A 26,114-nucleotide genomic window follows, 5' to 3' on the forward strand; every position below is an offset into this window, starting at 1 on the left:
ATTTTACTATAAAACACCGTGTTAGTATCATCTAGCATCCTATAAAGGTATTTAATAAACAATGACGATACATCCAATGCTTAACATTGCTATTCAGGCTGCGCGTAATGCAGCTCGTATCATTGTTCATTTTATAGATAGGTTAGATGTTGTCGAAATTAGAGAAAAAAATAGAAACGATTTCGTTACGCAAGTAGATCAACTTTCTGAGAAAGAAATTATACACACTATTCGCAAAGCTTACCCAGACCATACCATATTAGCCGAAGAATCAGGTTTACATAAATTCAGAGACGATTTTGTTTGGATCATTGATCCATTAGATGGGACCACTAATTTTATTCACGGTGTCCCACAAATGGCAATATCTATTGCTCTAAAATATCGTAATGAGTTAGTTATAGCGGTCATATACGATCCTCTGTATCAAGAATTATTTACAGCTGTTCGTGGTAATGGTGCTCAGTTAAATAACCGTAGAATTAGAGTCAGTTCTTGTATGAATATAGACAAAGCACTTATTGGTACTAACTTTCCTCTCAAAAGAACAGCATTGTCTCAAACTTATAATAATTTTTTAGAAACCGTTGTTTCTCAAACTATTGGTATTCGTCATTCTGGAGTCGCAGCTTTGGATTTAGCTTACGTTGCTTCTGGAAGGTTAGATGGTTGTTGGGAAATAGGTTTAAAACCGTGGGACATAGCTGCGGGTATTTTGCTCATTATAGAATCGGGTGGTTTTGTATGTGATTTTCAAGGGGGAAGTGATTACATGAAAGGAAATATAATCACCGGTAATGCTAAAATCCACAAATTTCTATTAGGATTGCTTTTAAAAACAGAAAATGATTCAAAATAGCATTGTTGTTAACCCTCTCCGTGCTCCTTATAAACAACAACGGAATAAATTTTTATTAGAGCTTAAGGGGTGATTAATATATTTCCAAAGGTGAAGTTATAATAAAACATGACTTAGCTAAGAGCATAGCGTTACTAAAATGTGCAAATACATTTATAGAAAAATAGAATTGTTTTCAATTTTTCTTTTTGGACAAGCAAGATGTTGATGTTTAAGACCAAAAGCAACGGTTAAGGAACCAGCTATATAGATAGACGAATAAGTACCAACGATAATTCCAATAATTAAGGCTAGAGAAAACAATCGTAAAGTATTTCCACCAAAAATAAATAGCACTGTAACGGCAGTCAAAATCAAACTTGAAGTTATTATAGTTCTGGATAAAATCTGATTTATAGACAAATTTATAATTTTTATGGAAGTGTTATGACGACACTTACGAAAATTTTCACGTATACGATCGTAAACTACAATAGTGTCATTGAGAGAATAACCCATGACCGTTAGAATTGCTGCTAATGTAATTAAATTGAATTCTAAATGGAAAAAAGAAAAGATGCCTAAGATCAATATTGGATCATGAATTAAAGCAATAGCAGCGCTTATAGCAAAACGAAATTCAAAACGTAAAGTAATGTAAATTATTATAGCGATTAAGGCTACAATAACAGAAGAGGTTCCACGTCCTATAAGTTGTTGATCTACCTGAGGTCCAATATAGTCTATCGAATTAACAGTACCTCCTGCTGTTGCTGTAATTAATTTTTTTTTCAGTCGTTCTCTTGACAATTCTTTTTGTAAAGCAATACGAATTAGAATATGATGACTATCGTAAGACCGAATTATAGCTTTTGGAAAACCTTGTTCTGATAAATTTTTACGAATTTCGATTGTGTTTATTGAATGCATAAAACTAACCTCAATTTGAGTACCTCCTGAAAAATCTATTCCTAAGTTTAATCCATTAATAAAGAGCGAAATAATAGAAAGCAGAAAAATAGTAATAGAAAAAATACTCGCCCATTTGCGTTGACGCATAAATGGAATGTTGATGTTAGTTTTAAAAAATTCCATATATTATTCACTTCATTTTATTCGCTTCAATGTGATTTTTTAACTCTAATTCCAATGGATAACTGAGAAACACTTCGTCTTTCATAAATTAAATTGACAATTGCACGAGTAAAAAAAATTGCTGTTAACATAGAGGATAGTAAACCAATCATAGTAGTAACTGCAAATCCTTGAACAGATCCTGAACTTAATGCAAATACAATGGCCATCACAATTAATGTAATTACATTAGAGTCCACAATAGTGGTAAATGCACGATCATAGCCTGTTCTAATACTTATTAGAGGTGACATGCTATTACGAAGTTCTTCTCGAATACGTTCATTAATTAACACATTAGCATCTAAAGCTATGCTCATAGTTAAAACAATTCCAGCTATGCCAGGTAATGTTAGCGTTGCGCCTAAAATTGACAAAATAGCAATAATAACAACGATATTTAACATTAATGCAATATCTGCAATAACGCCGAATAAACGATAATAAAACGCCATAAAAAAAATCATTGATAATACACTGACTTTTATAGAAGTAATTCCAATATGAATGTTTTCTTGACTAAGGCTAGGACCAATAACTTTTTCCTGAACAAAATCTACTGGAACTGGATAAGAACCAGAACGCAATAGTAACGCTAAATTGTTAGCGTATTCCATGTTGGCAATATTAGTAATCTGAAAATTATTTCCTAAAGTTGTCTGTATAGTCGCTATATTGATTATTTTTTCTATTTGACGGTGAGTTGTTTTTCTGCTGTCTAAATGATAATGACTGGTTTGATTTTCTACATATACCACTGCTAGTGGTTTACCTATATTTTTCTTGGTGATGCGATTAAAAGAGGGTATTTCGTTGCCATTAACACGAACTTGTACAGCCGGCTGACCGTTTTCTCCGATAGTACTTACAGCGCTAGCAATTGAAGTACCTCTTAAAATCACTTCTTGCTTTAATAAAACAGGTTTACCTTTGTATTTGTATAACATTAAACCAGGAGGTACTGTGCCTGTTCTTGCAATTGCTTGCGCATTGTGTGCTGTATCAACTAGTTGCAAAGCAATAGTAGCTACTTTACCAATAATATCTTTTGCTAAAGCAGTGTCTTGAATACCTGGCAGATCGACACTGATATAATTCTCTCCCTGTTGTTGAATTTCTGATTCAGAAACACCAAGTTCGTTGATTCGCGTTCGAAGAATTGCAATTACTTGATTAACAGTATTTTTTCGGGTTTGATATGCAACTTCTTTTGAAAGAATTCCCTGAATGCCTAGTTGATGAATCTTAATAAACTGGTAATCTTTAAAGTGTTTTTGTAATAAACTCATACCGTATTCACGGGCTTTTACATTACAAAAACAAATGATGCTGCTCTTCTTCTGTAATATTATATTTTTCGTATCATACAGACGCATTGCTTTGCAAAGTGTAGTGAGCATATTACAAAAATCTCTCTTTTCTTTAAGAGCAACTATAGTACTAGTATTTATTTTTAACAAAAAATGAATGCCACCTCGCAGATCTAATCCCAATCGCATAGGTTTAGCACCAATCACTCGAAGCCATTTTGGAGTACAAGGTGCTAAATTCAATGCAACCGAGTAGCGTGTTTCATCTGCAATTTTCTGAATAACGTCTTTCGCTTTTAATTGGATTTCCATGTTATGAAAGCGCATTAAAATTGTATTTTTAGTCCTCTGACAAGATTTATAAGGGATACCTTGAGTTACTAAATTTGACATAATTTGTTTTTCCAAATCAACGCCGATAGGTTCTCCCTCTTTTGAAGAAATTTGAATAGCTGGATCTTCACCGTACATGTTAGGCATAGCATACACTACACTTCCCAGAACAAGCAGGACAAGTAAAATATAATGCCGTAGAGAGTATCGGTTGTTTATACTCATCTTAAAATTTTAAAGTGAGTCTATAGTATTTTTAGGCAATACCGAAGCAATGGATCCCTTTTGTATAGTAATTGCTGTACTTTTAGCTATTTCAAGTACTACAAAATCATCTTTCAGTTGCGTCACTTTCCCTAAAATACCACCGGTCGTTATAACTTCGTCTCTGAGAGAAATCCGTTCTAATAATTGCTTATGTTCTTTTACCCGTTTGGTTTGTGGTCGAATTAACAGAAAATAGAAAATAAGAATTAATAAGAAAGGTAACCATAACATCGACCAAAAACCCTTAAGATGAGAAGATTGTAGCGCGGCAATTGAAGGTGCAGCGTAGACTGTACCGATACCTAATAGACTATTAATAAGACTCATAATGACTCCTTTGTTTAGGATTGACACAATAGAAAAATGCTTTAATGTACATGTTTCAAATTAAAGACGCAAATTTACTATGTAAGTAATATTTTTTTAATTTTGTTTATTCGTCTCTTTATACGTTAATTGTGTTAAATGTTAAGAAAAATCATGTAGTTGCAATTGGTCTTTCCGGAGGCGTAGATTCTTCTGTGGCTGCGTTTACCATGAAAAAACTGGGATGTAAGGTCTTTGGTCTTTTTATGAAAAATTGGGAATTCGATATAGCAGATCCTGTTTGCACAGTGGAGAAAGATCTAAGTGATGCTAAAGCTGTTGCAGGTTATATTGGAATGCCTTTATACACAATTAATTTTAGTAGAGAATACTGGGACAATGTTTTCCAGATCTGCTTAGATGAATTCTCTAAAGGAAGAACACCAAATCCTGATGTTTTATGCAATAAGGAGATCAAATTTAAGTTTTTACTTAAATATGCCAAAAAAATGGGAGCGGATTTTCTTGCTACGGGCCATTATGCAAATCTACAAAAAAAAAATGGATATTTCAAATTGCTAAAAGCACATGATGAACACAAAGATCAAAGTTATTTTTTATATCTTCTCAATCAATATCAACTATCTCACAGTTTCTTTCCACTAAGTAACTACAAAAAGTCCGATGTTCGAAAAATAGCAAAACAAGCTGGCTTAACTGTTCACGCAAAAAAGAATAGTACTGGTATTTGCTTTATTGGAGAGCGCAGATTCAAAACATTACTGAGTGAATTTTTACTAGCAAAATCTGGAAATATGGAAACTACAGAAGGAAAAATTGTTGGTAAACACGATGGTATCATGTTCTATACTATAGGACAACGTAGAGGTCTTTACATTGGTGGTCGCTCCGATAGTAACTTTCAACCCTGGTATGTTGTCGATAAAGACGTTAAACGCAACGCATTAATCGTTGGTCAAGGACATGATCATCCTTTACTTTATACCACAGAACTTGTTTGTTCCAACGTGCATTGGATTCAAGGCACACCTCCACGTTTACTACCTTTTTTTTGTAAAGCTAAAACACGCTATCGACAAGTAGACCAATTATGTAGCATCGCATTGCTTACTAAGGACCTTTATCGAGTGAAATTTAGACATCCACAATGGGCAATAACACCTGGTCAGTCCGTGGTCTTTTATTTAGGAAATGAATGTTTAGGCGGAGGCATTATTGAAAAGCAATTAAAAAACAATTAAATAGTTAAACTCGGTAAATATTTTATTGTGCAATTTTTATAAAAAATGCACTCGTTTGACTCAATGGCAAGCAGCGTTCAAATTGACTCTTATCCTGAACACTACTCCTACGCGCCCGGAGGGACTCGAACCCCCGACCCACTGGTTCGAAGCCAGGTACTCTATCCAACTGAGCTACGGGCGCACTTAAACAAAGAAACAGTATCCTATCACAGCATACAAGGTGAATCGAGGTATACGTTATTAGCGTTATCATTACTTTTAATATTATGCATATATTTACTTCCATTTAAACATTGAAACATCTGTTATTCCTTTATCTTAACAGATAGAATGTATTGTTATTTGATATTATATAAGGTTGCACATGACATCCCTTTCTATTTACAAAACCGTGTGGATTTTAACACCCATGGTAATAGCTTTAGCACTATCTATGGATATTTATGTACCAGCTGTCCCCAGCATGTCAATTTTATTTCATGTGTCTTCTAGAGAAATGCAACTTACGCTGAGTCTTTTTATGCTTACTTGCAGCATAACTCAATTAATCATTGGTCCTCTGTCTGATCAATACGGACGTCGACCGATTGGTATTCTTTCTATTGTAATTTTTACGCTGGGTTCGTTTCTCTGTGCGAACGCTACCTCAACATTACAATTAATCATATATCGCATCATTCAAGCTATCGGATCAGTAGGAATGCTTGTAGTAAGTTTTGCTATTACTCGAGATCTCTATCATGGAGAAAAAAGTAGCAAAACCTATAGTTATTTAAACGGTATTATTGCATTTTCTCCTATGATTGCCCCGTTTCTTGGAAGCTATTTAGACATTCATTTCGGATGGCAATCTACTTTTCTTTTTTTATTAATTACTTCTTTATGGGCTATTTTAAACGTTTTATTAGTTATACCGGAATCATTGCCAAAAAATAAACGCATTCCGCTTAATTCTAAGATATTTCGCGAATATAAAAATATTTTTATTAATCAAATTTTTTTTAATTATACATTTGCTGCTGCAATAGGTCTTAGTTATCTTTTCATTTTCTGCTCAATTTCACCTTATATTATCATGCGATTACTGCATATTCCTGAATCGCATTATGGATATTATTTTGCTTGCATGGGTTTCTCTTTTTTTATAGGAAGCCTATTGTCAAGCTTTTATATTGGAAAAATTGGTGTCTATAAAACAGTCACTGTAGGGTTTTTAATTTCATGCTTTGGTGGAATTGTTATGATAGCTTGGTATTTAATTGCTAATCTTACTATTAGTGGTTTTATTTATCCAATGCTTTTAATTGGTGTTGGAGGGACGTTTAGTTTAGGAGCTGGCACTGGTGGTGCTATGGAACCTTTTGGAAATATGGCTGGCATGGCAGCTGCTTTAAGCGGTTCTTTTCGATGTTTTTTTTCGGCTTTTACTAGTACACTGGTTATAACTAAAAATATTTCTTCTGCTTTACCTCTAGCATTGTCTGCCGTTTTATTCAGTACGGTAGGCCTAATTTTATTTTTAACTCAGAAAAATAACCTAAAGACTAGACCTTATTCTCTACAAGAATAAGAAACTGAATCAGACTGCCTGCTTTATGTGTTATGAGTTATAGTACCAACCTATTAGCTAATTTTAACTAAAAAACAAATAAGCACCGGACAAAAGCGAGGAAACCTCGCTTTTGTTTAATCATATATAGAGACAAAAGGAATGGGCAACTAAAATCGAACTCGTCGACTACTGCCCCCTCCTCCTGGATGATTGCCACCATCTCGTCGACGATTGCCACTATTGTTGCTATTAGAGCTGATACCATCTCGTGCAATATTGACTCGAATTTTACGTCCTTGCAATTCAACACCATTAGCAACTAAAGCAGCTTGCGCTCCACTTTGGTTTGTATAAGTAATAAAAGCGAAACCTTTAGAACGCCCTGTTTCTCGGTCTGTAATCAATCTGGTTTCCTCGATATCACCATATTGTCCAAAAAAAGATTGAAGATCATCAGTTGTCACATCATATGACAAACTCCCCACATAGACTTTACTTTGACTCATCGTCATTTCCCTTCAGTTATAGAAATAAAATGCTTTTGCAAGAATGTTAGGAACGTCACATGGAGAGAAGCCCAAACGAATCTATGCTCGGCTTTAAGATTATTATACGATATAATTCCGAAAAAAAACAATGATATAACCGCTACATTTCGTGAAGCAATAAATGCTAAAGGGAAGATGCCACTGCGACACGATGTTAGTATTTTAACGCACCCGGGCGGATTTGAACCGCCGACCTCCTGGTTCGTAGCCAGGTACTCTATCCAAACTGAGCTACGGGCGCAATCTGCTGAAAAGTAGCAGTATTAACTCTTTAAAAAAAAATAAGAAAACACTTTTCTAATCAATGACGCATAATCGAAACATAAGAAGAAAGATAGCGCCTATTTCCGTTGTCATTAGCGAATAATTAAGCGGTATTAACTTCTAATCTTAGCACAAACAACGATTAACGAATCATTCGATAATGTAAGCTCCATAAAATCCATAAAGAACCTCCTATGAGTACAATTAATATTACCATAGTAAATACAAAAGATATTAAATTCACTTTACTATGTTCATTTTTCGTATTTAATTGCAGAAAAAATACAATTTGAACTATAAATTGAACAAAAGCAGAGATGAAAACAACATTTAACATTGCGATCTTAGAAAATGATGTATTCATTATTACTATCAAAAAAGAAACAAAAGTAAGAGCAATACACAGAATTATTCCAAGAACATAAACACCTAATTTCTTTTCACCGGTACTACTTATCTTTTCGAAAGAAATATTATTCACAAATTACTTCCATTAAATAAACAATCGTAAAAAGAAAAATCCAAATAATATCCAAAAAATTCCAAAAAAGATTTAGATACACCATTCTTCTCTTTACATTTTGATTAATTTTAAAAATTGGCAACTGAACAATTATGATTAATATCCACAACAGACCTACAGCTACATGAACACCATGTGTTCCTACAAGAGTAAAAAAAGCAGAAGCAGATCCACTTATATTCCAAGAATAACCTTTAGAATACAGATGAATAAACTCTCTTAATTCCATAATAAGAAATCCAGCACCTAATATGAAAGTTGATATTAACCAAAATATAACTGTAGATAACTTATTTTTGTTAATTGCGCATATAGCTAGAAAATAAGTAAAATTACTCAGTAATAGAAAGAGAGTCTCAATGAGAACATAAGGTAAATCAATTAATGGTTTTAATACAGGGCCTGTTGCTCCTCGATAATGTAATACTAAAAAAGTGGAAAACAATGCAGCGAACAAAATACAATCAGTCATTATATAAAGCCAAAAACCGAAAATGTCTATCTTGTCTGTGTCACTGAAATCGTCAGCTGTTGTCTTTGCGTTCACGATGATGCTTCCTTATAGTGATGTAATTCGGTTTTTTTCACTATTGAAGCTTCAATATAATAGTTAACTTCTCTATTAAAAGTCCGAACAATGATTGTTGTAATTATACTAAACAACCCAAGAACGGCTGGAATCCACATATGCCAGATAATAGAAAATCCAAAAATACCGGAAAATACAGCGATCAAAAAACCTGCAGCAGTATTCTTTGGCATATGAATATTTTCATATTGAACATCTTCTGGATTAACCCGCCATGAGCAATTTTGCTCTTTAGCTTTTTGTTTATCAGCCCAAAACTGGTCTCTTTCTTTTACTGTTGGAATAAAAGCAAAATTATAAGAAGGCGCTGGTGAAGCTATAGACCATTCTAAGGTTCGTCCATCCCAAGGATCTCCAGTATTGTCGCGTAATTGATGACGATTTTTTATACTAACAATAATCTGAGAAATTTGTAGTAGAATACCGATCATAATCAATGCGGCACCAATAGCTGCAACAACGAAATAGGGTTGTAAGGTAATGTCTGTATAATGATAAAGACGTCGCATGACTCCCATCAATCCTAAAAAGTAAAGAGGCATAAATGCAATGTAAAAACCTATCACCCAAAAAATGAAAGACCACTTACCTAATTGTTCATCAAGTCGAAAACCAAAAGCCTTCGGGAACCAATAAATAAATCCAGAAAAAAGTCCAAAAAGCACACCACCAATAATTACGGTATGAAAATGTGCTACTAAAAATAAACTGTTATGAACCTGAAAATCTATAGGTGGAATAGCCATTAATACACCTGCAATTCCTCCTATAGAAAAAGTGAAAAAAAAGGCAAAAACCCATAGCAGAGGAGTGCGTGTGGTTATTCTACCTTTATACATGGTAAAGAGCCAATTAAAAATCTTTACCCCAGTGGGTATGGCAATAATCATCGTTGTAATTCCAAAAATAGCATTTACATCTCCCCCACTGCCCATAGTGAAGAAATGATGCGCCCAAACAATAAAAGACAAAAAAGTAATCACAAGCGTTGCGTATACCATAGTTGTATAACCAAATAATTTCTTTCGACTAAATGTCGCTACAACTTCTGAAAATACACCGAAAGCAGGTAAAATTAATATGTACACTTCTGGGTGCCCCCAAGCCCAAATTAAATTGATATACATCATCATGTTACCACCAGCATACTGACTAAAAAAATGCATCCCTAATAGGCGATCGAGTGTCAATAAAGCCAGACTAACGGTTAAAATAGGAAAAGCAAGAGCAGCTAAAATCATTGAACTAAATGTCGTCCAAACAAAGATAGGCATTTTCATGAAATTCATACCTGGAGCTCGCATCTTGAATACAGTAACAATAAAATTGATGCTTCCTAAAAGACTTCCTATCCCAGAAATTTGTAATGACCAGATAAAGTAGTCTACTCCTACTGTAGGACTGTAATATAATTCAGAAAGAGGTGGATAGGCTAACCAACCTGTTGCTGCAAAATCACCTATCACAAGAGAAAAGTTACATAACATCGCTCCTACAAAAGTCATCCAAAAACTAAGAGAATTAAGATAAGGGAAAGCAACATCTCGAGCACCAATTTGTAATGGTAAAACAATATTTGCCAAGCTAAATACCAATGGCATAGCCACAAAGAAAATCATAATCACACCATGAGCTGTAAAAATTTGGTCGTAATGTTCAGGAGACAGAAAACCAACATTTGTACCCGCTGCAATGGCTTGTTGTGAGCGCATTAATATAACATCCGAAAACCCTCGTAATAACATAACTCCTGCTAAGAGAGCATACATGACTCCAATCTTTTTATGATCTACAGAGACTATCCATTGGCGCCAAATATACGCCCATTTTTTGGTAAAAGTAATAAATGCGACAATTCCAAAAAAGAATATGGCCATAAAAATAATAGCTCCCACAATAATGGGAGTATGAATTGGCACTGCATCGAGCGTTAATGTACCTAGAAAAAGTTCTCTTAACATTTCTCAACCTTTACACTATTGAAAATTATTGATAGTTGTCTTTTTATACTGCATAAGTGTCTTTGAAAATAAATTCGGCATTACTACAACATAACAGCGCGCAGGCACTTTAATGGAAGGTTGAATAAGCTTCTGATATACCGATGGAATTAACTTTTCACCGGACTGTTTAACTTTATAAAACCAATGTCGTAATTCGTCTGGTTTTACTACTTTTACATTAAAACGCATATCAGAGAAACCTTTCCCATTATATTGGCTATCGAACCCCACATAAGTACCTAATTTTTCAGCAATTAAATACAGTCGAGTTCGCATACCTGCCATAGTATACATCTGACTTCCTAATTGTGGAATAAAGAAAGCACTCATTGGAACATTGTCATTAGTAAAAATGAATTCTACCTGCTGTCCTTGAGCTATTTCTAGATAATTGATTGTAGCAATATTTTGTTCTGGATAAATAAAGAGCCATTTCCAAGGTAAGGCTATAGTTTTTATTATCATTGGTTTTCTATCCTGTTGTATGGGAAGATAAGGATCTAATTTATGACTCGTTGTCCATGCCATTACTCCGAGAATAGAGACTATGATTATTGAAACGCCCCATAAAACTACTTCTAGAAAAGCACTATGGCTCCAGTTTGGCCAGTAATCTGAAATTTTACGGTCACCACTGCTTGTATAGTTACCAGCTGCACGATAACGAATAAGAAAGTAAACACTCATAATGAAAACTGGTATCACTATAATCAGCATCAGAAAAAGAGCATCGAAAAATAAATGTTTTTCTTTATAGGTTATACTGCCTGTAGGATTAAGAATACCCTTTATTGCTGTATGACAACCGGTTAAAAAGAACGTACTAGAAATAATCATTCCACACAACAAGAGCTTTAACGTTTTTTTAAAAAGTAAAAAAATTGCATTTTTCTTTTCAATCATTATACTGCCGATTTTTATATCATTTATGTAGAAAAATTATAGATTATTTAAAATGAACAACGTTAAATATAAGACGGACATTTGTGATACATTAAATCAAACTTTTACCGTTCCATTAAAATCATGGCCGTTTATCTAATTTATTTTTTATTAAGTATTTCTGAAAATAACAGATTTGCTGATTACTGGCAAATTTCAGTGATCGTTGTATTTATTAATTAAAGGTTTTTAGTATTTAATTTTATTCTTTTGCATAGTGAAATCTGTTTGTGTTTCTAACGTTTAACAATTACTGTTTTTATGATGTGACTCGTCCATTGACTTTAAAAACTAGTTTATTTACTTTTTTTATCGGCCCGTTATCATAAGGAAAACTATATTGTGTTTAGTTTTCAACGACATTTTATACTATAGAGAATTTTTCTTAATTCATTGTTATTCTTTTATTGGCCTATTCAATATTCCTGGAAAATGATGTACGTTTCCTCTTTCTACAGCCCCTTTAATCTTGGCAAACCCTTGTTTTTCCATCTCGTCAATTCTTAAAATCATGTGCATTGGAATGTAAGTTCTTTTTACTCCTTGAAATTCAGTCTTTAATTTTTCTTCGGAAGGATCAACAACCACTGAAGCAGCGTCATTAAAAATCAATTTCTCCATTTCAATAAATCCCATCAAACTTTCCTCAGAAATATATTTAGCATACATTTCATAAACTTTTTCATCTTGATTAAAAATGACTCTATAGATTCTCTGTCTTTCTTCCATTATTACCTCAAAACAGTTGCGTTTTTATGGTTTATTTAGATAAAATTTTAATTAGTCATAAGATACTTATTTGAAATTGCATTGTTCAAAAGTAAAATATCTCTGCAAAAAAGTATTAAGTAATTGATTATTATAACGATGGAATATAAATTTAAAAACCTTCTTAGGTGATTTAGATCTCTATCATTAATTTACGCCACGACGTTCAAAATAAGAAATCTTCCGATTAAAATTAGAATATTATTAATCTAACAAGGGAGTATTATTGCTTGTGTCTTCGTATTTTACATTTAAAAATTCAAAAAAGTGAAATTACAAGAGGGAATTGAATTTTAATTCTTATTTAAGCCTAGTTTTTAAGTAGATCATTACACTTTTAATTAAGTCCTCCATATTATTGTCGTCAAAACTATTACTAAACCATTTTGCTTGAGACCATCTTTTAAGCCAAGTTAATTGCCGTTTAGCCAATTGACGGGTAGCGACAACGGCTCTATAGCGCATCGTTACGTAATTGCAATAACCATTTAAATACTGTAACGCTTGCCGATAACCCACTGTGCGAAATGCTGGTAGATTAGGATTTAAATATCGTTTATATAGCTGCTTTGTTTCCTTTAAAAGGCCATCTTTTAGCATTCGATCAAAACGTTTTTCTATGTTTTCATGTAAAATTTTACGGTCAATAGGAGTTAAAACAATATTAATAAATTGGCAATGAGAAATAGCTTTTAATCGATTTAAATTTTGGTAATTTGATAAAGGTTGTCCTGTTATCTCAAATACTTCTAACGCTCGTTGGATACGCTGAGTATCGTGTTGATTAATTTGCAATGCGGATTTTGGATCGATTTTTTTCAATTTCTTATATAAAGTGGTCCAACCACTTTGTTCTGCTTCTTTAAGAATTTTTTTTCTAATCATTGGATGAGCAACAGGTAAATCAGACAACCCATATTGTAAAACGTAGAAATACAACATAGTTCCACCTACTAACAAAGGAATTCGATTCTTCACTTTATGAACTAATTTAATCTGTTTTAAAGCGTCTTTATAAAATTGACCAACAGAATAAGGGTGATTGGGATTACGAATATTAATCAGGTGATGAGGTGTAATCTCCAATTCCTGGATAGTTGGTTTTGAGGTTCCAATATCAAAATCGCGGTATACCATCGCTGAATCTACGCTGATAATTTCAAAAGGCCACAATTTCGTTAACTCAATAGCTAACCGGGTTTTACCAATAGCCGTAGGACCCATCACACAAACAATGTGTTTCTTTATTTGTTCGTTGTGATTCATACTAGAAAGAATTACATATTAATTTTTGAAAAATTAAGTATCGATTGAAGACTAAACTGCTCTATCGGGTCTTTTTTGTAATGTACAACTCCTATACACGGCGCTTTTACCCATTTTATTAAAGTCTCAATATTTTCATTAACTTTTTCTGTGTAAGGTTCTATACAATTTGCTACCCATCCTAAAAATGGTACACCTTTCTGTTTTATTGCTTGCGCTGTTAAAATCGTGTGATTTAAACAACCCAACTTAATCCCTGCTATTAAAATGACTGGAATTCTTAACAATGCAACAAAATCAGCCATTGATTCTGTTGCATTTAACGGCACCGCCCAACCGCCTATTCCTTCAATAATAAAAACATCACTGGAAACCGCAAGGGATTTGTTTATTTTTTCTATCAAAACAGTGGTTGATAAATGTAAACCTTCTAATTGAGCAGCAATATTTGGTGCAATTGGTGCTTTTAAAGATATTGGGTTAACAAATGCATAACTTGTTTTAATTGAAGAAATTTTTTGTAGAGTAAGAGCATCTTCGTTATGCAGTTCATTGCTATTAGTACTATAATAACAACCAGAGGCGACAGGCTTTATACCAAAAGTAGAATATCCAATATTATTGAACTTGCGCAATAAAGCAGCACTTATGTAGGTTTTCCCAACACCAGTATCTGTTCCAGTTACAAAAATTTTTATAGTCATATTTACGTGGTAAGATTATTCATTTTCAAATTTTTTTACAAATAAAGAAACCGATTCGGTAAGTTAACTTAACTGGTTGTTTATTGATAGACTGTGGTTTTAATATCGGTTTAATCGATAAACTAGATTTTTGCTTTTGAATCAGGCAATTTGCCCCGATGCATTTTATAGAGCGAATTGCGGATTGTACAGTATTAAATGTATCAGTGAAATTTATTTCTTGACAAGAAAGCATTGAGAAACCACTTGATACTAGCAAGTTAGTAATAACATTAGGTTGATAAAATTGATTACGAGATTTTTCATCCAATTCGTCAAATGTTCCTTTTAAGGGAATGGAAAAAGCCATTATCCCTGATCGTATTAATTGATAAGAAAAAACTTTAAAAGTATTTTTTAAATTTAAAGACCATTGTAATCCCATATTACAAAAAATAAGATGAATTGAATTTTCAAAAAATAAAAAATCATCAAAATCTGCTAAAATAAACATAACGTTAGAATTCTCGATTTTTCTTCTAGCTGTATTTAAAAGATTATTACAAAAGTCAATTGCATATAAATTTTTATATAGATATGCTAGACTGATTGCTTGGGTACTAATCCCAGTTCCACAAGCAAAATCAGCGATAATTTCATAATGAGAATCAATTTTTTTCAGTTGATTGAGTAGTGTGTTACAAATTTTTTTTGGTATGTCACTATAATTATCATAGGTTTTAAACGCTTTATTAAAAGATCGCTGTATGCGTATTTTCTTCTCACTCAGCATAATTAATAAACTCTATTAATTGACTATAATAACTTTCTTTGTGAGTTAAAAAAGCCAGATGTCCGGATCCTGAAATAGCGTGCATTATAGCTTTCGGATTTAAATCATAAAGTTTTTCCAAATTTAATCGTACGACAGGATCTTGTTTTCCGAAAACAAGAAAAAGAGGTACCGTAATGCTTTTATAAATCTTTCTAACATCGGATTTAAACAAGATTCTCAAGTATCTAAGTAACACTTTACGATGCTCTAAGCAATTTAAAGAATGACTGAGTAGTAAATGTCTATAACAGGTTGCCCTATTAGGATAATTGACTAGTGTAAGAAAATAATCAAATAGATTAACTATATTATTTTCTGCTAATTCTATAAATTTATTAACTTCTACTGAAGACATTCCTATCCATCTCGCTTTCTGTGTAAATCTAGGGGAACATGACAGTAAAACTAATTTTTTTACTTTCTTTGGAAAATAGACAGCTAACATGATTCCAATTAATCCTCCAAGAGACCACCCTATTATTGTCGTGTTGTTAGGTATTAAATAAGACACATTCTGTGCAACTCTATTTAATGTTAATTCTTTAATATCTGGCAAATTAATTAGTATAGATTCTTTTAAACACAAACCATCTTTCAAAAGAGAAGGCTTAAATCCCCATCCTGGTATGCAAGCTATTGAAGATTTAGTTAGCATAAAAAACCAGAAAGATGACAAAGAAGTTGAATAATTTGCTTCTTAGTGTGTAAACAATTTAAAGAAATACGAATCCTAGTCAATTTCTCATTAGGAACACTTGGTGGGCGAATAGAAGCAATAAAAAAACCTCTCTCGAGCATTTTTTCTTGAATCCATTGTACTTTTTCATTATCCGCTACGATAAAACACCTAATAGGTGTTTTATCGTAAGATACTAGCTCTAATCCTTTACTTTTTGCTTGTTCAATAAAAAAATTAATAATTTCATTAAGTCGTTCTCGACGCCAACTTTCCATTTGTATAATATCCATTGATTTTAAAATAGCCATGCAAATAGCAGGTGGTAAAGCTGTGGTAGTACGATAGCTTTTAGAAAATTGAATAATAGCTTCTATAATATTTTTCCTACCTGATACAACAGCACCAGTACAACCGAAGGCCTTTCCTAAAGGGGCAATCAAACATGGCACTTCCGATTGGGTTAATCCCCATTGTGCACAACTGCCACCACCGTTTTTTCCTAAAACCCCAACACCATGAGCATCATCTACTATCAATAAAATATTTTTCTTAAAAATACGATGACTAATAGATAATAATGGAGAAAAATCACCATCCATACTAAAGATGCCTTCTGTAATTACTATATCAGGTTTTTTTGAATACAATAGATAATCAAAATGTTCTAAATCGTTATGCTTAAAACGATAATGCCGGGCTCTAGATAAGCGGACAGCTTCAAGCAATGAAGAATGACAGTATTTATCTGAAAGAACGATACTTTGGCGATTGCTTAATGAAGTAACAACTCCCAAGTTTGCCGTATATCCAGAATTAAAAAAAATTGATCGATCTCTAAGTAAAAATTCGGAAAATCTTTCCTCTAAGCATTTTTGTGATTCAAAATATCCAGAGACTAAGGCCGAAGACCCACTGCCTACCCCATAAGACTGAATTCCTTTGATAAAAGCCTCTTTTACTAAGGGATGATTGGATAAACCTAAATAGTCGTTACTGCAAAAATTGATACAAGGTTGACCATCTACTTTTATATAACTGTCCTTACATTTCGTAACGACAACTCGCTTTCTTAACAGGAAATTCTGTGCATATCGACCTAACCGGTCCTGGATTTTCTCAATCACAGCGTTGTAACTCTAAACGTGTATAGAGAGAGGAGTCTTCATTCCTAAACGATTTAACAGATGAAAATCTCGATTTTTCTCAGGATTTTTTGCTGTTAGTAATTTATCCCCATAAAAGATGGAATTTGCACCAGCCATGAAGCACCATGCTTGTAACTCATCGGTCATTTTTTCACGTCCTGCAGACAGACGAATGATTGACTTTGGAAATATCAGTCGAGTTATCGCAACAGTCCTTACAAATTCGAAAGGATCCAAAGATTCTACACCTTCTAAAGGTGTACCTTCTATAGGAACAAGCTGATTGATTGGAATACTTGTCGGTGGTTCCGATAATTGATTAAGTTGTAATAACAGTGCGATTCGATCTTTTCGAGATTCTCCCATTCCCAAAATACCACCGCAACAAACATTAATGCCAGCATTTCTAACATTTTCTAATGTATTAATGCGGTCTTGATAAGTACGAGTAGTAATAATCTTCTGATAAAAATCAGGGGAAGTGTCCAAATTGTGGTTATAGAAATCTAATCCTGCTTGTTTTAGATCATTAGCTTGCTCCGAATCAAGCATTCCTAGCGTTACACAAGTTTCCAATCCTAAGGATTTCACCGCTTTAATCATTTCAAGAACTTTCGGTAGATCTTTTTTTGGTGGAGTTCTCCAAGCAGCGCCCATACAGAAACGTTTAGCACCACTTTTTTTAGCAATCTTGGCCTGTTGAATAATTGCATCAACATCGATCAACTTTTCTCGTTTAAGGTTAGTTTTGTAATGTCCACTTTGGGTACAATAAGCACAATCTTCTGGACAAGTCCCCGTTTTTATACTCGATAAAGTACAAAGTTCCATCTCTGTAATATCGAAATATGTGCGATGCACACTGTACGCCTTAAACAGTAACTCGAAAAATGGTATCTCGAATAAACAAGCAATAGACGACTGAGTCCAAGTGGTATCTTCCATTAAAAACCCCCTTTGTAGATTAAGGGTAAAGAGTCTATAATAGTCTCTTTGATCAGTCAACTAAAATTATAATGGTCAACACAGATGGAAATTGAATTATTAGATCTAAAACATATTTGGCATCCTTGTTCACAAATGAAAGATTATGAGAAATTTAAACCATTAATAATAAAAAGCGCTTTAGGAAGTTATATTGAGCTCCAAAATGGAAAAAAACTAATTGATGCTATCTCTAGCTGGTGGTGTAAATCATTAGGGCATAATCACCCTTTATTAAAGACAGCCTTAAGAAAACAATTAGAAAGGTTTGAGCACGTTATTCCGGTAAATACAACTCATGAAGTTATTGTTGAGCTTTCTTGCAAATTAGCTGAATTAATGCCTTCTCTAACTAAGATATTCTACGCGGGTGATGGTTCTTGTGCTGTAGAGATTGCAATGAAGATGAGTTTACATTCAAGAATTATTACTGGTGATAAAAAAAGAACAAAATTTATCGCATTAAAAAATAGTTATCATGGAGAGACTATAGGTGCGCTTAGTGTAAGCGACCTCGGATTGTATCGATCTCCATATGCTACCATGTTGTTTAAGCCTTTTTTTATTATTGACATTCCTTATGTTGCCAATACCAATAGCGCCCAATGGTACGATTGTGCTTCCCAATGGAAAACGATTGAACATTCACTTGAACCATATACGGAAAACACTACAGCCGTTATTGTAGAACCTATCGTGCAGGGAGCGGTCGGTATGAGAATTTATAGTAAAAATTTTTTATTTCGATTATCACAATGGACAAAGAAACATAACATTCATTTAATTGCAGATGAAGTAATGACAGGTATAGGAAGAACGGGGAAAATGTTAGCATGTGAATATGCTAACATTATTCCAAATTTTGTTTGTCTTTCTAAAGGGCTCACTTCAGGCTGGTTACCATTCAGTGCAATTTTAACCAGTGAAGAAATATATAACTATTTTTATGATGACTATGAAACTGACAAAGCTTTTCTTCATTCCCATACTTATTCAGGAAACGCATTAGGTGCGAGTGTTGCTCTTGCGACATTAAAAATTCTTTACAAAGAAAATCTTTGTAAAAGAGTTTCTGTGCTTGAAAAAATCTTATATGAAAATATGAAAGTCGTTGCTAAAAGTACAGATCAATTAATAAACGTTCGAAATATTGGTGCTATAGTAGCAGCAGACTTGCGTCACCGTTTTTATCCACGATTAGGATACGAAATCTGTCAAGAAGCTATAAAATTAGGCGCTCTGCTACGCCCTTTAGGAAACACAATTTATTGGTTACCACCGCTTAATATTGAACTTCCGTTGATAGAGGAATTAAGAGATATTACTATTGATGCGATAAAAAACGTTTGTAACCGTTTATTGTGATTTCAAAAATTATGAAAACAGGAAGTATTTTAAGAGTTTTTACGTTTTTCAGTAAAAAAGAAAATAGAGCCCAATGCCCTGGGCCGGACTCGAACCGGCATGGAGGTTTCCCTCCGAGGGATTTTAAGTCCCTTGCGTCTACCAATTTCGCCACCTGGGCTTTTTAGCTTCCAAAGTTTTACTTATTTATTTGAAAAAGGCTGGAGCCGGACTCGAACCGGCATAGACGGCTTTGCAGGCCGTTACATAACCACTTTCTGCCATCCAGCCATTTTTCTCTCTAAAATTTTAGATTTATAAATCCTTGATAGTGCATATTCTCTTATATTAACCGTTGTATTTCCTATCGCATTGCTTCTCCAATCTTTGTCAGGAAAATATTCTAAATACTTACATGAATAAATCAATATTCTTCATAAAAGGTAGAATAGTTTAAAATTTGAAAATCTAAATTTAATTCAATTATAAAAATTGATTTTACTCAAGTCTTCAATATCTAGTTGAGAGTGTAATTATTCGTATAAAAATCTATTCCAAATTTAGAATTATTGCAAGTTAAGATTCTCTTGAGATTAAATAAAAGATTCATCACTGTTTTTGACAACGCTCTTAACCTAAAGTGGTAAAAAGATGCAAATTGAATGATACACACAATGTTCATTAGTAGAATACTAGAGCGGGAAACGAGATTCGAACTCGCGACCTCAACCTTGGCAAGGTTGCGCTCTACCAACTGAGCTATCCCCGCTTTTTTTAAATCCAGTTCTCATTATAAAGATGGATAAACGTCATGATAAATAACTCTACATCGTGTGTAATTATTATTACTTTTCATGAGAAGTTGTCAAGTCTTGCCATGTTATCTTTAAGTAAATTATCATTGTCCAAATTGTAAGAAGAGCTGTAATCCATAGTAATGTTACTCCACTTACTAATATCCATAATGATGCTTTAGGTGCATACCAGATTAGCAAAATTAAGGCCATTATCTGGAGAGTAGTTTTAGTTTTTGATAGAAGAGTTACAGCTACACTAGTTCGTTTCCCTAGTTCTGCCATCCATTCTCGTAAAGCGGAGATAATTATTTCTCGACAAATTATAATAGCTCCAGGAATTGCCAAATAATCTACATAACATTCACCAACTACCATTACCAATGCTGCTCCTACTAATAATTTATCAGCTACAGGATCTAAAAATGCACCAAAGTCTGTTGTTTGTGAAAGACTACGAGCTATATAACCATCTAACCAGTCTGTTATTCCTGCAAATACGAAAATGATGGCAGCGATGGGGTGTGCCCATTGGGAAGGTAAGTAATAAAAAAGACCGAAAATAGGAATAGAAGATAGTCGAATTAAGGTAAGAAAAATCGCAATATTCATAATAACTCCACAGGGTAATCACTTATAAAGTTTAGTTAGTCAGAAGAGTTTATTGGAAATTGGAGATTGTCTTGGCTAATTTAGCATTCAGCACTTTAATATTTCCTTTTACGGTAGTTTCTTAACAGTTTTGTAAAACGCTTTAATAGTTTAAATAGAAGGATCATAGACAACAGGACGTTTACCACTTACACCAAAAAACCTGCCTATTTTTACATTTCTGTATTTTTTAGGACTTATTTCACGTAGCTTTGCTAAAACCGTTTAGAAAAAGGATTGGTGTTCTTTTTTAAAAGTAAAAACTCCACCTATAAAATCTTAACATGAATATCACCAAGTGATTATACACAATAACAAACAACAAGAGTATATAAAAGTGATAATATCTCGAGAAAGAGTATTAAAAAATTTTTCTAAAAAGTGTCAAGTTAATGATTTTTCTTTCGGTGTATAGTCACACAATATAAAACGGATTGTCTTATAAAATATTTTGTTGAACATGCACTATAGTGTGTTGTAATTCTTCGAAGATAAAGAAATTTTACAAATAATGATATGGTGATTGGTGATGGCTAGCGTTAAAACGGAGAGACAGGGATTCGAACCCTGGAAGGAGATTTTCTCCTTAACGGTTTTCAAGACCGTCGCATTTAACCACTCTGCCATCTCTCCAATGCGTAAAACTATTTCTCTCCATCCTATAAATAGGATTAGGCCGATATAATTTGGGGTAAATACTAAGAAAATCTTTAACTTTTTCATTTTGTAGTATCTTACAGCATGAACACTTTCTAGTGTAATATTAAATTAATAACTAAAAGTATGGCTATCTTTTAATTTAAAATAAAAGTATAGAATACATGTCTGAATAGTTAAGTTTATTGGTAGACTATGAAGATACCGACAGAAAATCCATATTATCCATGTAAGGTTTTAGTGCTTTTGGTACACGAATACTGCCATCAGCTTGCTGATAGTTTTCCATCACAGCAATTAAAGTACGTCCTACAGCAAGACCTGAGCCATTAATTGTATGCAGAAAAGTAAGTTTTTTTGTTTTGGTGTTTCTCCATCGTGCTTGTATTCGACGGGCTTGAAAAGACTCGCAATTACTACATGAAGAAATTTCACAATAACGTCGTTGCGCTGGCAACCAAACTTCAAGATCATAAGTTTTAGCAGCAGAAAAGCCTAAATCACCAGTACATAGTTCTACTACTCGATAAGGAAGGTTTAAAAATTGTAATACCTTTTCAGCTTGTTTAGTTAATTCCTCTAAGGCTTGATAAGAGTTTTCTGGTTTTACTAATTGAATAAGCTCTACTTTTTGGAATTGATGTTGACGAATCATTCCATGGACATCTTTTCCATAAGATCCGGCTTCGCTGCGAAAACATGGGGTTTGAGCCACCCATTTTTCAGGCAATTGATTATTGTCAAAAACTTTATCTCTTGCTAAATTAACTAATGGTACTTCTGCCGTTGGGATCAAAAAAAATTCTGATTTTCCACTTGATATTTTAAATTGCTCTTCTCGAAACTTAGGAAGTTGTCCTGTGCCATACAGGCACTTTTCATGAACTAAATAAGGGACGTATATTTCTTGGTATCCATGATATCTGGTATGTAAATCCAGCATAAATTGTTCTATAGCTCTTTGCATACGAGCCAATCCTCCACGTAAAACAACGAATCGCGTACCTGATAACTTAGCTGCAGATTCGAAGTCTAATTGATTGTTTCCTAAAGAAGTATGGTCTTTAGGGGAGAAGTCGAAAGGAGTAAATTCACCCCACCTGCGAATCTCTTGATTATCATGTCTATTCTTTCCCTTCGGAACAGAATCATGAGGTAAATTAGGAATTGATAATTGGAAGTTTAATAATTCTTTCTGAACAACTTCAAGTAAAGCTTTATACTGAGTTAATTGCTTTCTTAAATAAGAAACGTTGGACACTAACAATGTAATATCTTCATTTTTTAGTTTAGTTATTCCAATTAATTTGGATAATTGATTACTTTGAGTTTGTAATGATTGAGTTACTATTTGATAAGTTTTTCTCTTCTTTTCAAGATTCAGAAAAGTTTTTTTATCAAGTACAAAACCACGGAGACACAGTTTTTGTACTACTTCATCTAAGTTTTTACGTAATAACTTAGGATCCAACATAGCTGCTCCTTAGTCATCCAATTTAGAATATATACAATGACATTAATATCAATCATTAGGGATCATAATGATACTATTGGTTTTAATGTAAAATAAGAAAATGATAAATCTGCATTTAAAAAATTATAGCAGTCTTGCCTAAAATGTTTTACAAAATGTACGAAAACTTTTACTTGCCATCTGAAAAGTAAAATTTACATTGGTCAAAAAAATTACAATATTCTATCAATTCACTATAAAGAACACGGTGGTTCTGTTTGTCAAGATAGAAGATTTTTATCATTATTAATTAATACGGCTTAATTTAGCGAATTCTTTTATTATCAACATTTTATTCGTCTTTATTTATTTGTTTTATTTAATTTCGTCAAACAGTTATGTGTCTTTCTAAGAAAACTACAATTTTTCTTATAATGCGTGGAAAATACTTGAATAAAACACATTATACATATTACTTTTTATAGTTAAACTCTTTTAGTTTTATGAAGTTATATAGAATGTAAAACTTTTTTTCTTAGAAGATTACTTAATTGTATGCAAATTAATTATGTAAAGATGTAGGTCTTTACAGTTTTTGTGTAGTACGCACAACAGTTTTCGCTTGTGTTTTGTAGCATAATAATAGATGATTTCCATAAAAAGTTTTTATAGAGATTTATAGACCATGCCATGCTATCTAAAAGCAACACGTGTAGAACAACGTAGCCGATGATTTATAGGAAATTTGTATTTAAAATATAACAATTTTTCTATACCTAATCGCATATTTTTATAATATTCGTTGTAATTTTTTTATCGATGAAAAATCTTTTTACACGGTATTTTTTTAGTGCTAGCGTGTTTTAAATATTCTACTACACGATGTACTTCTTCGTCTCTAACATAAGAACCATGCACACGAATTGGAATGCCTGAACCTGGTGCTAGATAAAGCAAATCTCCATGACCTAATAATTGCTCTGCACCTTGTTGATCTAGTATAGTACGAGAATCTATTTTTGAAGCAACTTGAAAAGCAATTCTTGTAGGAATGTTAGCTTTAATTGATCCAGTAATAATATCTACTGAAGGTCGTTGAGTTGCAAAAATTAAGTGAATACCTGCTGCTCGAGCTTTTTGTGCTAAACAAGTGATAAGCGTTTCAATTTTTTTATTAATTGCTAACATTATATCGGCAAATTCGTCTGCAATGACTACAATCTGTGGTAATTCTTGCAATCTCCTCGTCATTTTTTCTAATTTTGGTAAAGAATTGAAGCGAGACAGTTTTTCCAATCTACCTGCCTCTTGCACCTTGGTGTTATATCCAAGAATATTTCTTACTCCACACGCAGCCATAAGACGATAACGTCTCTCCATTTCGGCTACGCACCATTGTAATGCTAAGTCAGCATCTTCTACGTTAGTTATCACAGGATTAAGTAAATGCGGAATACCATCATAAGTAGAAAGTTCTAGCATCTTTGTATCAATGAGGATTAATTTTATTTTTTTTGGAGTAGATTTATAAAGTAAGCTTAAAACCATAACATTTAGGCTAACCGATTTTCCAGAGCCGGTTGTACCTGCTACTAGCAAATGCGGCATTTTGGCTAGATCGACAATAATTGGTTGATCGTTAATATCTTTTCCCAATGCTAATGTTAAGTTGGATTTTGCATTTTTATACTGATTAGTAGATAAGACCTCATATAAGGTGACTATTTTTCGAACTTTATTTGGAATTTCAATACCAATAGTTGCTTTTCCTGGGATAACTTCTACTATTCGCACATTAGCTACCGATAAAGAACGAGCTAAGTCTTTCACTAAATTGGTTACTCGATTAACTTTTGTCCCAGAAGCTAATGCTAATTCAAAACGAGTAATTACAGGACCAAGATGTACAGCCAGCACCCGAGATCGAATGCCAAAATCTAGTAGATGCAATTCTAGTTCCATTGATCTTTGTTGTAACTCTTCTTTAAAAGAAGAAGCTTGATAATTTTTCTTAATAGGCTTGTCCAACAAAGTAAGATCTGGAACAATAAATGAATCTTTATAATAGTTTGTATTTACATTCTCTGATTTTTTACGACACACAGTAATTTTTTTTCTATTATTCGGTTGAAGGTCTGAAATAATAATAGGTTGAGTAAGTTTATTTTTAGGAACAATAATTACTTCTTTTGTATTTCTAGGTAATAATTCAGGAAATAAATTTCTCCATGAAATCATTTGTGATTTTTCTTTTTCTGATTTAAATATATACCAAAAAATTTCTAAAAATCTAAACCACGATAAGCCAGTGAGTAACGTAGTCCCAGTCATTAAAGAAGAGATTAAAACTAATACCGTTCCTACTTTGTTGCAAATAGACAACAGTATTTTTGCTATAATAGAGCCAAGTATTCCTCCTGAATTAAAAGGAAAGTGAGAAGGTAGATGAGGAAAGAGCACAACAGTCAGTGCAGAGCTTGCCAGTAATATTAATAAAAAACCCGAAGAATATAGAAAAAGTGAAGACCATGTTATAAGAAATCTGAACTGTTGAGCGTACTGATTTTTGAAGAAAGTCCATGCGGAAAAGACGAGCATTAAAGGAAAGAAATAAGCTGTATATCCAATTATATATAAAAAAAAATTAGAAAGTTTTGCCCCTATTCTTCCTGTAATATTATCTACTTTTTTGATTGTCATATGGTGTAAATAATTAGAAGAATCTTTCATGTGATAACTTACGAGAGAAAGAAAAAGGAAAACAGAAAAGCTGAGCGTCATAACAAAAAAACCTTCAAGTAAACGATAGCGTAGATGCACACGTTGGTTGATTTCTTTTTCTTTATTAGATTTCTTACACACTATTCTTTTTATAATTTAGAACTTCTTAAAATTTGAATTACAGTATTAATAATTAAATTTTGGTTTTCATATTATTTTATAAACTTATTACTTATTAACAATACTGGTATTGCCAAGCA

The 26,114-nt window shown here is 33.1% G+C and carries 21 protein-coding genes, 6 tRNA genes and 1 pseudogene; 4 read left to right on the top strand and 24 right to left on the bottom strand.

All coding sequences use genetic code 11. From position 1 onward, the window contains the following. The first annotated feature begins 67 nt into the window (after positions 1–67). Positions 68–859 carry an inositol monophosphatase family protein gene (locus Z664_RS02540; protein ID WP_039670270.1) on the top strand — a complete coding sequence of 264 codons (792 nt, stop codon included), beginning with the start codon at positions 68–70 and terminating at the stop codon, positions 857–859. Positions 860–1,012: 153 nt separating this feature from the next. Here Z664_RS02540 and secF read toward each other — a convergent pair whose 3' ends face one another. Genes secF through yajC form a run of 3 tightly spaced genes read right to left on the bottom strand, consistent with a single transcriptional unit; the run spans position 1,013 to position 4,209 of the window. Then, a complete protein-coding gene (secF, locus tag Z664_RS02545) occupies positions 1,013–1,933 on the bottom strand; it encodes a protein translocase subunit SecF (protein WP_039670084.1) in 921 nt (306 codons plus the stop codon). 26 nt (positions 1,934–1,959) lie between these two features. Next, a complete protein-coding gene (secD, locus tag Z664_RS02550; protein ID WP_039670085.1) occupies positions 1,960–3,840 on the bottom strand; it encodes a protein translocase subunit SecD in 1,881 nt (626 codons plus the stop codon). A 9-nt stretch (positions 3,841–3,849) separates the two neighbouring features. After that, positions 3,850–4,209, bottom strand: coding sequence for a preprotein translocase subunit YajC (gene yajC, locus Z664_RS02555; protein WP_039670086.1), 360 nt, complete (start codon positions 4,207–4,209; stop codon positions 3,850–3,852). Between the two features lie 131 nt (positions 4,210–4,340). Here yajC and mnmA point away from each other — a divergent pair, with 131 nt between their 5' ends. After that, positions 4,341–5,450, top strand: a complete 1,110-nt coding sequence (gene mnmA, locus Z664_RS02560) for a tRNA 2-thiouridine(34) synthase MnmA (protein WP_039670087.1) — start codon at positions 4,341–4,343, stop codon at positions 5,448–5,450. A gap of 110 nt (positions 5,451–5,560) precedes the next feature. On the opposite strand, the gene Z664_RS02565 is transcribed toward mnmA, so the two are convergent. Further along, positions 5,561–5,634: transfer RNA gene (locus Z664_RS02565), tRNA-Arg, on the bottom strand. Positions 5,635–5,844: 210 nt separating this feature from the next. Here Z664_RS02565 and Z664_RS02570 point away from each other — a divergent pair. Further along, a complete protein-coding gene (locus Z664_RS02570; RefSeq protein WP_245591073.1) occupies positions 5,845–7,023 on the top strand; it encodes a multidrug effflux MFS transporter in 1,179 nt (392 codons plus the stop codon). A 149-nt stretch (positions 7,024–7,172) separates the two neighbouring features. On the opposite strand, the gene Z664_RS02575 is transcribed toward Z664_RS02570, so the two are convergent. The 13 genes from Z664_RS02575 to bioB all read right to left on the bottom strand — a co-directional run bounded on the left by Z664_RS02575 (position 7,173) and on the right by bioB (position 18,195). After that, on the bottom strand, positions 7,173–7,511 hold the full coding sequence (locus Z664_RS02575) for an RNA recognition motif domain-containing protein (RefSeq protein WP_039670088.1): 339 nt from the start codon (positions 7,509–7,511) through the stop codon (positions 7,173–7,175). A gap of 208 nt (positions 7,512–7,719) precedes the next feature. Then, positions 7,720–7,794 (bottom strand) — tRNA-Arg (locus Z664_RS02585). A gap of 165 nt (positions 7,795–7,959) precedes the next feature. Next, positions 7,960–8,298, bottom strand: coding sequence for a cytochrome o ubiquinol oxidase subunit IV (gene cyoD, locus Z664_RS02590; protein ID WP_052246360.1), 339 nt, complete (start codon positions 8,296–8,298; stop codon positions 7,960–7,962). Beyond that, the gene (gene cyoC, locus Z664_RS02595) at positions 8,291–8,887 is read right to left on the bottom strand and encodes a cytochrome o ubiquinol oxidase subunit III (RefSeq protein ID WP_039670090.1); all 597 of its coding nucleotides are present in this window, start codon (positions 8,885–8,887) and stop codon (positions 8,291–8,293) included. Before cyoC ends, cyoD begins: the two co-directional genes overlap by 8 nt. Next, a complete protein-coding gene (gene cyoB / locus Z664_RS02600; RefSeq protein ID WP_039670091.1) occupies positions 8,884–10,890 on the bottom strand; it encodes a cytochrome o ubiquinol oxidase subunit I in 2,007 nt (668 codons plus the stop codon). Before cyoB ends, cyoC begins: the two co-directional genes overlap by 4 nt. A gap of 15 nt (positions 10,891–10,905) precedes the next feature. After that, on the bottom strand, positions 10,906–11,835 hold the full coding sequence (locus tag Z664_RS02605) for a COX aromatic rich motif-containing protein (protein ID WP_052246361.1): 930 nt from the start codon (positions 11,833–11,835) through the stop codon (positions 10,906–10,908). A 435-nt stretch (positions 11,836–12,270) separates the two neighbouring features. Continuing rightward, positions 12,271–12,603: a DUF1820 family protein gene (locus Z664_RS02610; RefSeq protein WP_039670092.1), complete on the bottom strand. Its 333-nt coding sequence runs from the start codon at positions 12,601–12,603 to the stop codon at positions 12,271–12,273. 339 nt (positions 12,604–12,942) lie between these two features. Then, positions 12,943–13,866 (bottom strand): tRNA (adenosine(37)-N6)-dimethylallyltransferase MiaA, encoded by a 924-nt coding sequence (gene miaA, locus Z664_RS02615; RefSeq protein WP_223147406.1) that lies wholly within the window; start codon positions 13,864–13,866, stop codon positions 12,943–12,945. 53 nt (positions 13,867–13,919) lie between these two features. After that, positions 13,920–14,612, bottom strand: a complete 693-nt coding sequence (gene bioD / locus Z664_RS02620) for a dethiobiotin synthase (protein WP_039670093.1) — start codon at positions 14,610–14,612, stop codon at positions 13,920–13,922. A 25-nt stretch (positions 14,613–14,637) separates the two neighbouring features. Beyond that, positions 14,638–15,384, bottom strand: a complete 747-nt coding sequence (locus Z664_RS02625) for a methyltransferase domain-containing protein (protein ID WP_039670094.1) — start codon at positions 15,382–15,384, stop codon at positions 14,638–14,640. Continuing rightward, complete coding sequence (locus Z664_RS02630) at positions 15,374–16,081, bottom strand: alpha/beta fold hydrolase (protein WP_039670095.1); 708 nt, start codon at positions 16,079–16,081, stop codon at positions 15,374–15,376. The genes Z664_RS02625 and Z664_RS02630 overlap by 11 nt, the downstream gene beginning before the upstream one ends. Then, positions 16,075–17,229, bottom strand: a complete 1,155-nt coding sequence (locus tag Z664_RS02635; protein ID WP_039670096.1) for an aminotransferase class I/II-fold pyridoxal phosphate-dependent enzyme — start codon at positions 17,227–17,229, stop codon at positions 16,075–16,077. The genes Z664_RS02630 and Z664_RS02635 overlap by 7 nt, the downstream gene beginning before the upstream one ends. Positions 17,230–17,241: 12 nt before the next feature. Beyond that, positions 17,242–18,195, bottom strand: coding sequence for a biotin synthase BioB (bioB, locus tag Z664_RS02640; protein ID WP_039670097.1), 954 nt, complete (start codon positions 18,193–18,195; stop codon positions 17,242–17,244). 71 nt (positions 18,196–18,266) lie between these two features. Between bioB and bioA the strand changes: the two are divergent. Continuing rightward, positions 18,267–19,599, top strand: a pseudogene (gene bioA / locus Z664_RS02645) (adenosylmethionine--8-amino-7-oxononanoate transaminase). 74 nt (positions 19,600–19,673) lie between these two features. Here the strand turns inward: bioA and Z664_RS02650 are convergent. The 7 genes from Z664_RS02650 to Z664_RS02680 form a co-directional block, all read right to left on the bottom strand. Beyond that, a tRNA-Leu gene (locus tag Z664_RS02650) sits at positions 19,674–19,759 on the bottom strand. 37 nt (positions 19,760–19,796) lie between these two features. Further along, positions 19,797–19,869, bottom strand: a tRNA-Cys gene (locus Z664_RS02655). 405 nt (positions 19,870–20,274) lie between these two features. Next, positions 20,275–20,347, bottom strand: a tRNA-Gly gene (locus tag Z664_RS02660). Between the two features lie 76 nt (positions 20,348–20,423). Beyond that, positions 20,424–20,984 (bottom strand): CDP-diacylglycerol--glycerol-3-phosphate 3-phosphatidyltransferase, encoded by a 561-nt coding sequence (gene pgsA / locus Z664_RS02665; protein WP_039670099.1) that lies wholly within the window; start codon positions 20,982–20,984, stop codon positions 20,424–20,426. Positions 20,985–21,568: 584 nt separating this feature from the next. Beyond that, positions 21,569–21,656 (bottom strand) — tRNA-Ser (locus tag Z664_RS02670). 217 nt (positions 21,657–21,873) lie between these two features. Beyond that, on the bottom strand, positions 21,874–23,154 hold the full coding sequence (gene serS, locus Z664_RS02675; RefSeq protein ID WP_039670100.1) for a serine--tRNA ligase: 1,281 nt from the start codon (positions 23,152–23,154) through the stop codon (positions 21,874–21,876). 792 nt (positions 23,155–23,946) lie between these two features. Beyond that, positions 23,947–25,995 (bottom strand): DNA translocase FtsK, encoded by a 2,049-nt coding sequence (locus tag Z664_RS02680; protein ID WP_052246363.1) that lies wholly within the window; start codon positions 25,993–25,995, stop codon positions 23,947–23,949. Between the last annotated feature and the right edge of the window lie 119 nt (positions 25,996–26,114).

The organism is Coxiella endosymbiont of Amblyomma americanum, assembly GCF_000815025.1.
In the GTDB taxonomy this organism is placed as follows: domain Bacteria; phylum Pseudomonadota; class Gammaproteobacteria; order Coxiellales; family Coxiellaceae; genus Coxiella.

What these genes read in the sequence shown, in the direction of transcription:
- secF (WP_039670084.1), bottom strand. Translation starts at nt 1,933, where the DNA reads ATGGAATTTTTTAAAACTAACATCAACATTCCATTTATGCGTCAACGC.
- secD (WP_039670085.1), bottom strand. Translation starts at nt 3,840, where the DNA reads ATGAGTATAAACAACCGATACTCTCTACGGCATTATATTTTACTTGTC.
- yajC (WP_039670086.1), bottom strand. Translation starts at nt 4,209, where the DNA reads ATGAGTCTTATTAATAGTCTATTAGGTATCGGTACAGTCTACGCTGCA.
- Z664_RS02575 (WP_039670088.1), bottom strand. Translation starts at nt 7,511, where the DNA reads ATGAGTCAAAGTAAAGTCTATGTGGGGAGTTTGTCATATGATGTGACA.
- cyoB (WP_039670091.1), bottom strand. Translation starts at nt 10,890, where the DNA reads ATGTTAAGAGAACTTTTTCTAGGTACATTAACGCTCGATGCAGTGCCA.
- Z664_RS02605 (WP_052246361.1), bottom strand. Translation starts at nt 11,835, where the DNA reads ATGATTGAAAAGAAAAATGCAATTTTTTTACTTTTTAAAAAAACGTTA.
- Z664_RS02610 (WP_039670092.1), bottom strand. Translation starts at nt 12,603, where the DNA reads ATGGAAGAAAGACAGAGAATCTATAGAGTCATTTTTAATCAAGATGAA.
- miaA (WP_223147406.1), bottom strand. Translation starts at nt 13,866, where the DNA reads ATGGGTCCTACGGCTATTGGTAAAACCCGGTTAGCTATTGAGTTAACG.
- bioD (WP_039670093.1), bottom strand. Translation starts at nt 14,612, where the DNA reads ATGACTATAAAAATTTTTGTAACTGGAACAGATACTGGTGTTGGGAAA.
- Z664_RS02625 (WP_039670094.1), bottom strand. Translation starts at nt 15,384, where the DNA reads ATGCTGAGTGAGAAGAAAATACGCATACAGCGATCTTTTAATAAAGCG.
- Z664_RS02630 (WP_039670095.1), bottom strand. Translation starts at nt 16,081, where the DNA reads ATGCTAACTAAATCTTCAATAGCTTGCATACCAGGATGGGGATTTAAG.
- bioB (WP_039670097.1), bottom strand. Translation starts at nt 18,195, where the DNA reads ATGGAAGATACCACTTGGACTCAGTCGTCTATTGCTTGTTTATTCGAG.
- pgsA (WP_039670099.1), bottom strand. Translation starts at nt 20,984, where the DNA reads ATGAATATTGCGATTTTTCTTACCTTAATTCGACTATCTTCTATTCCT.
- serS (WP_039670100.1), bottom strand. Translation starts at nt 23,154, where the DNA reads ATGTTGGATCCTAAGTTATTACGTAAAAACTTAGATGAAGTAGTACAA.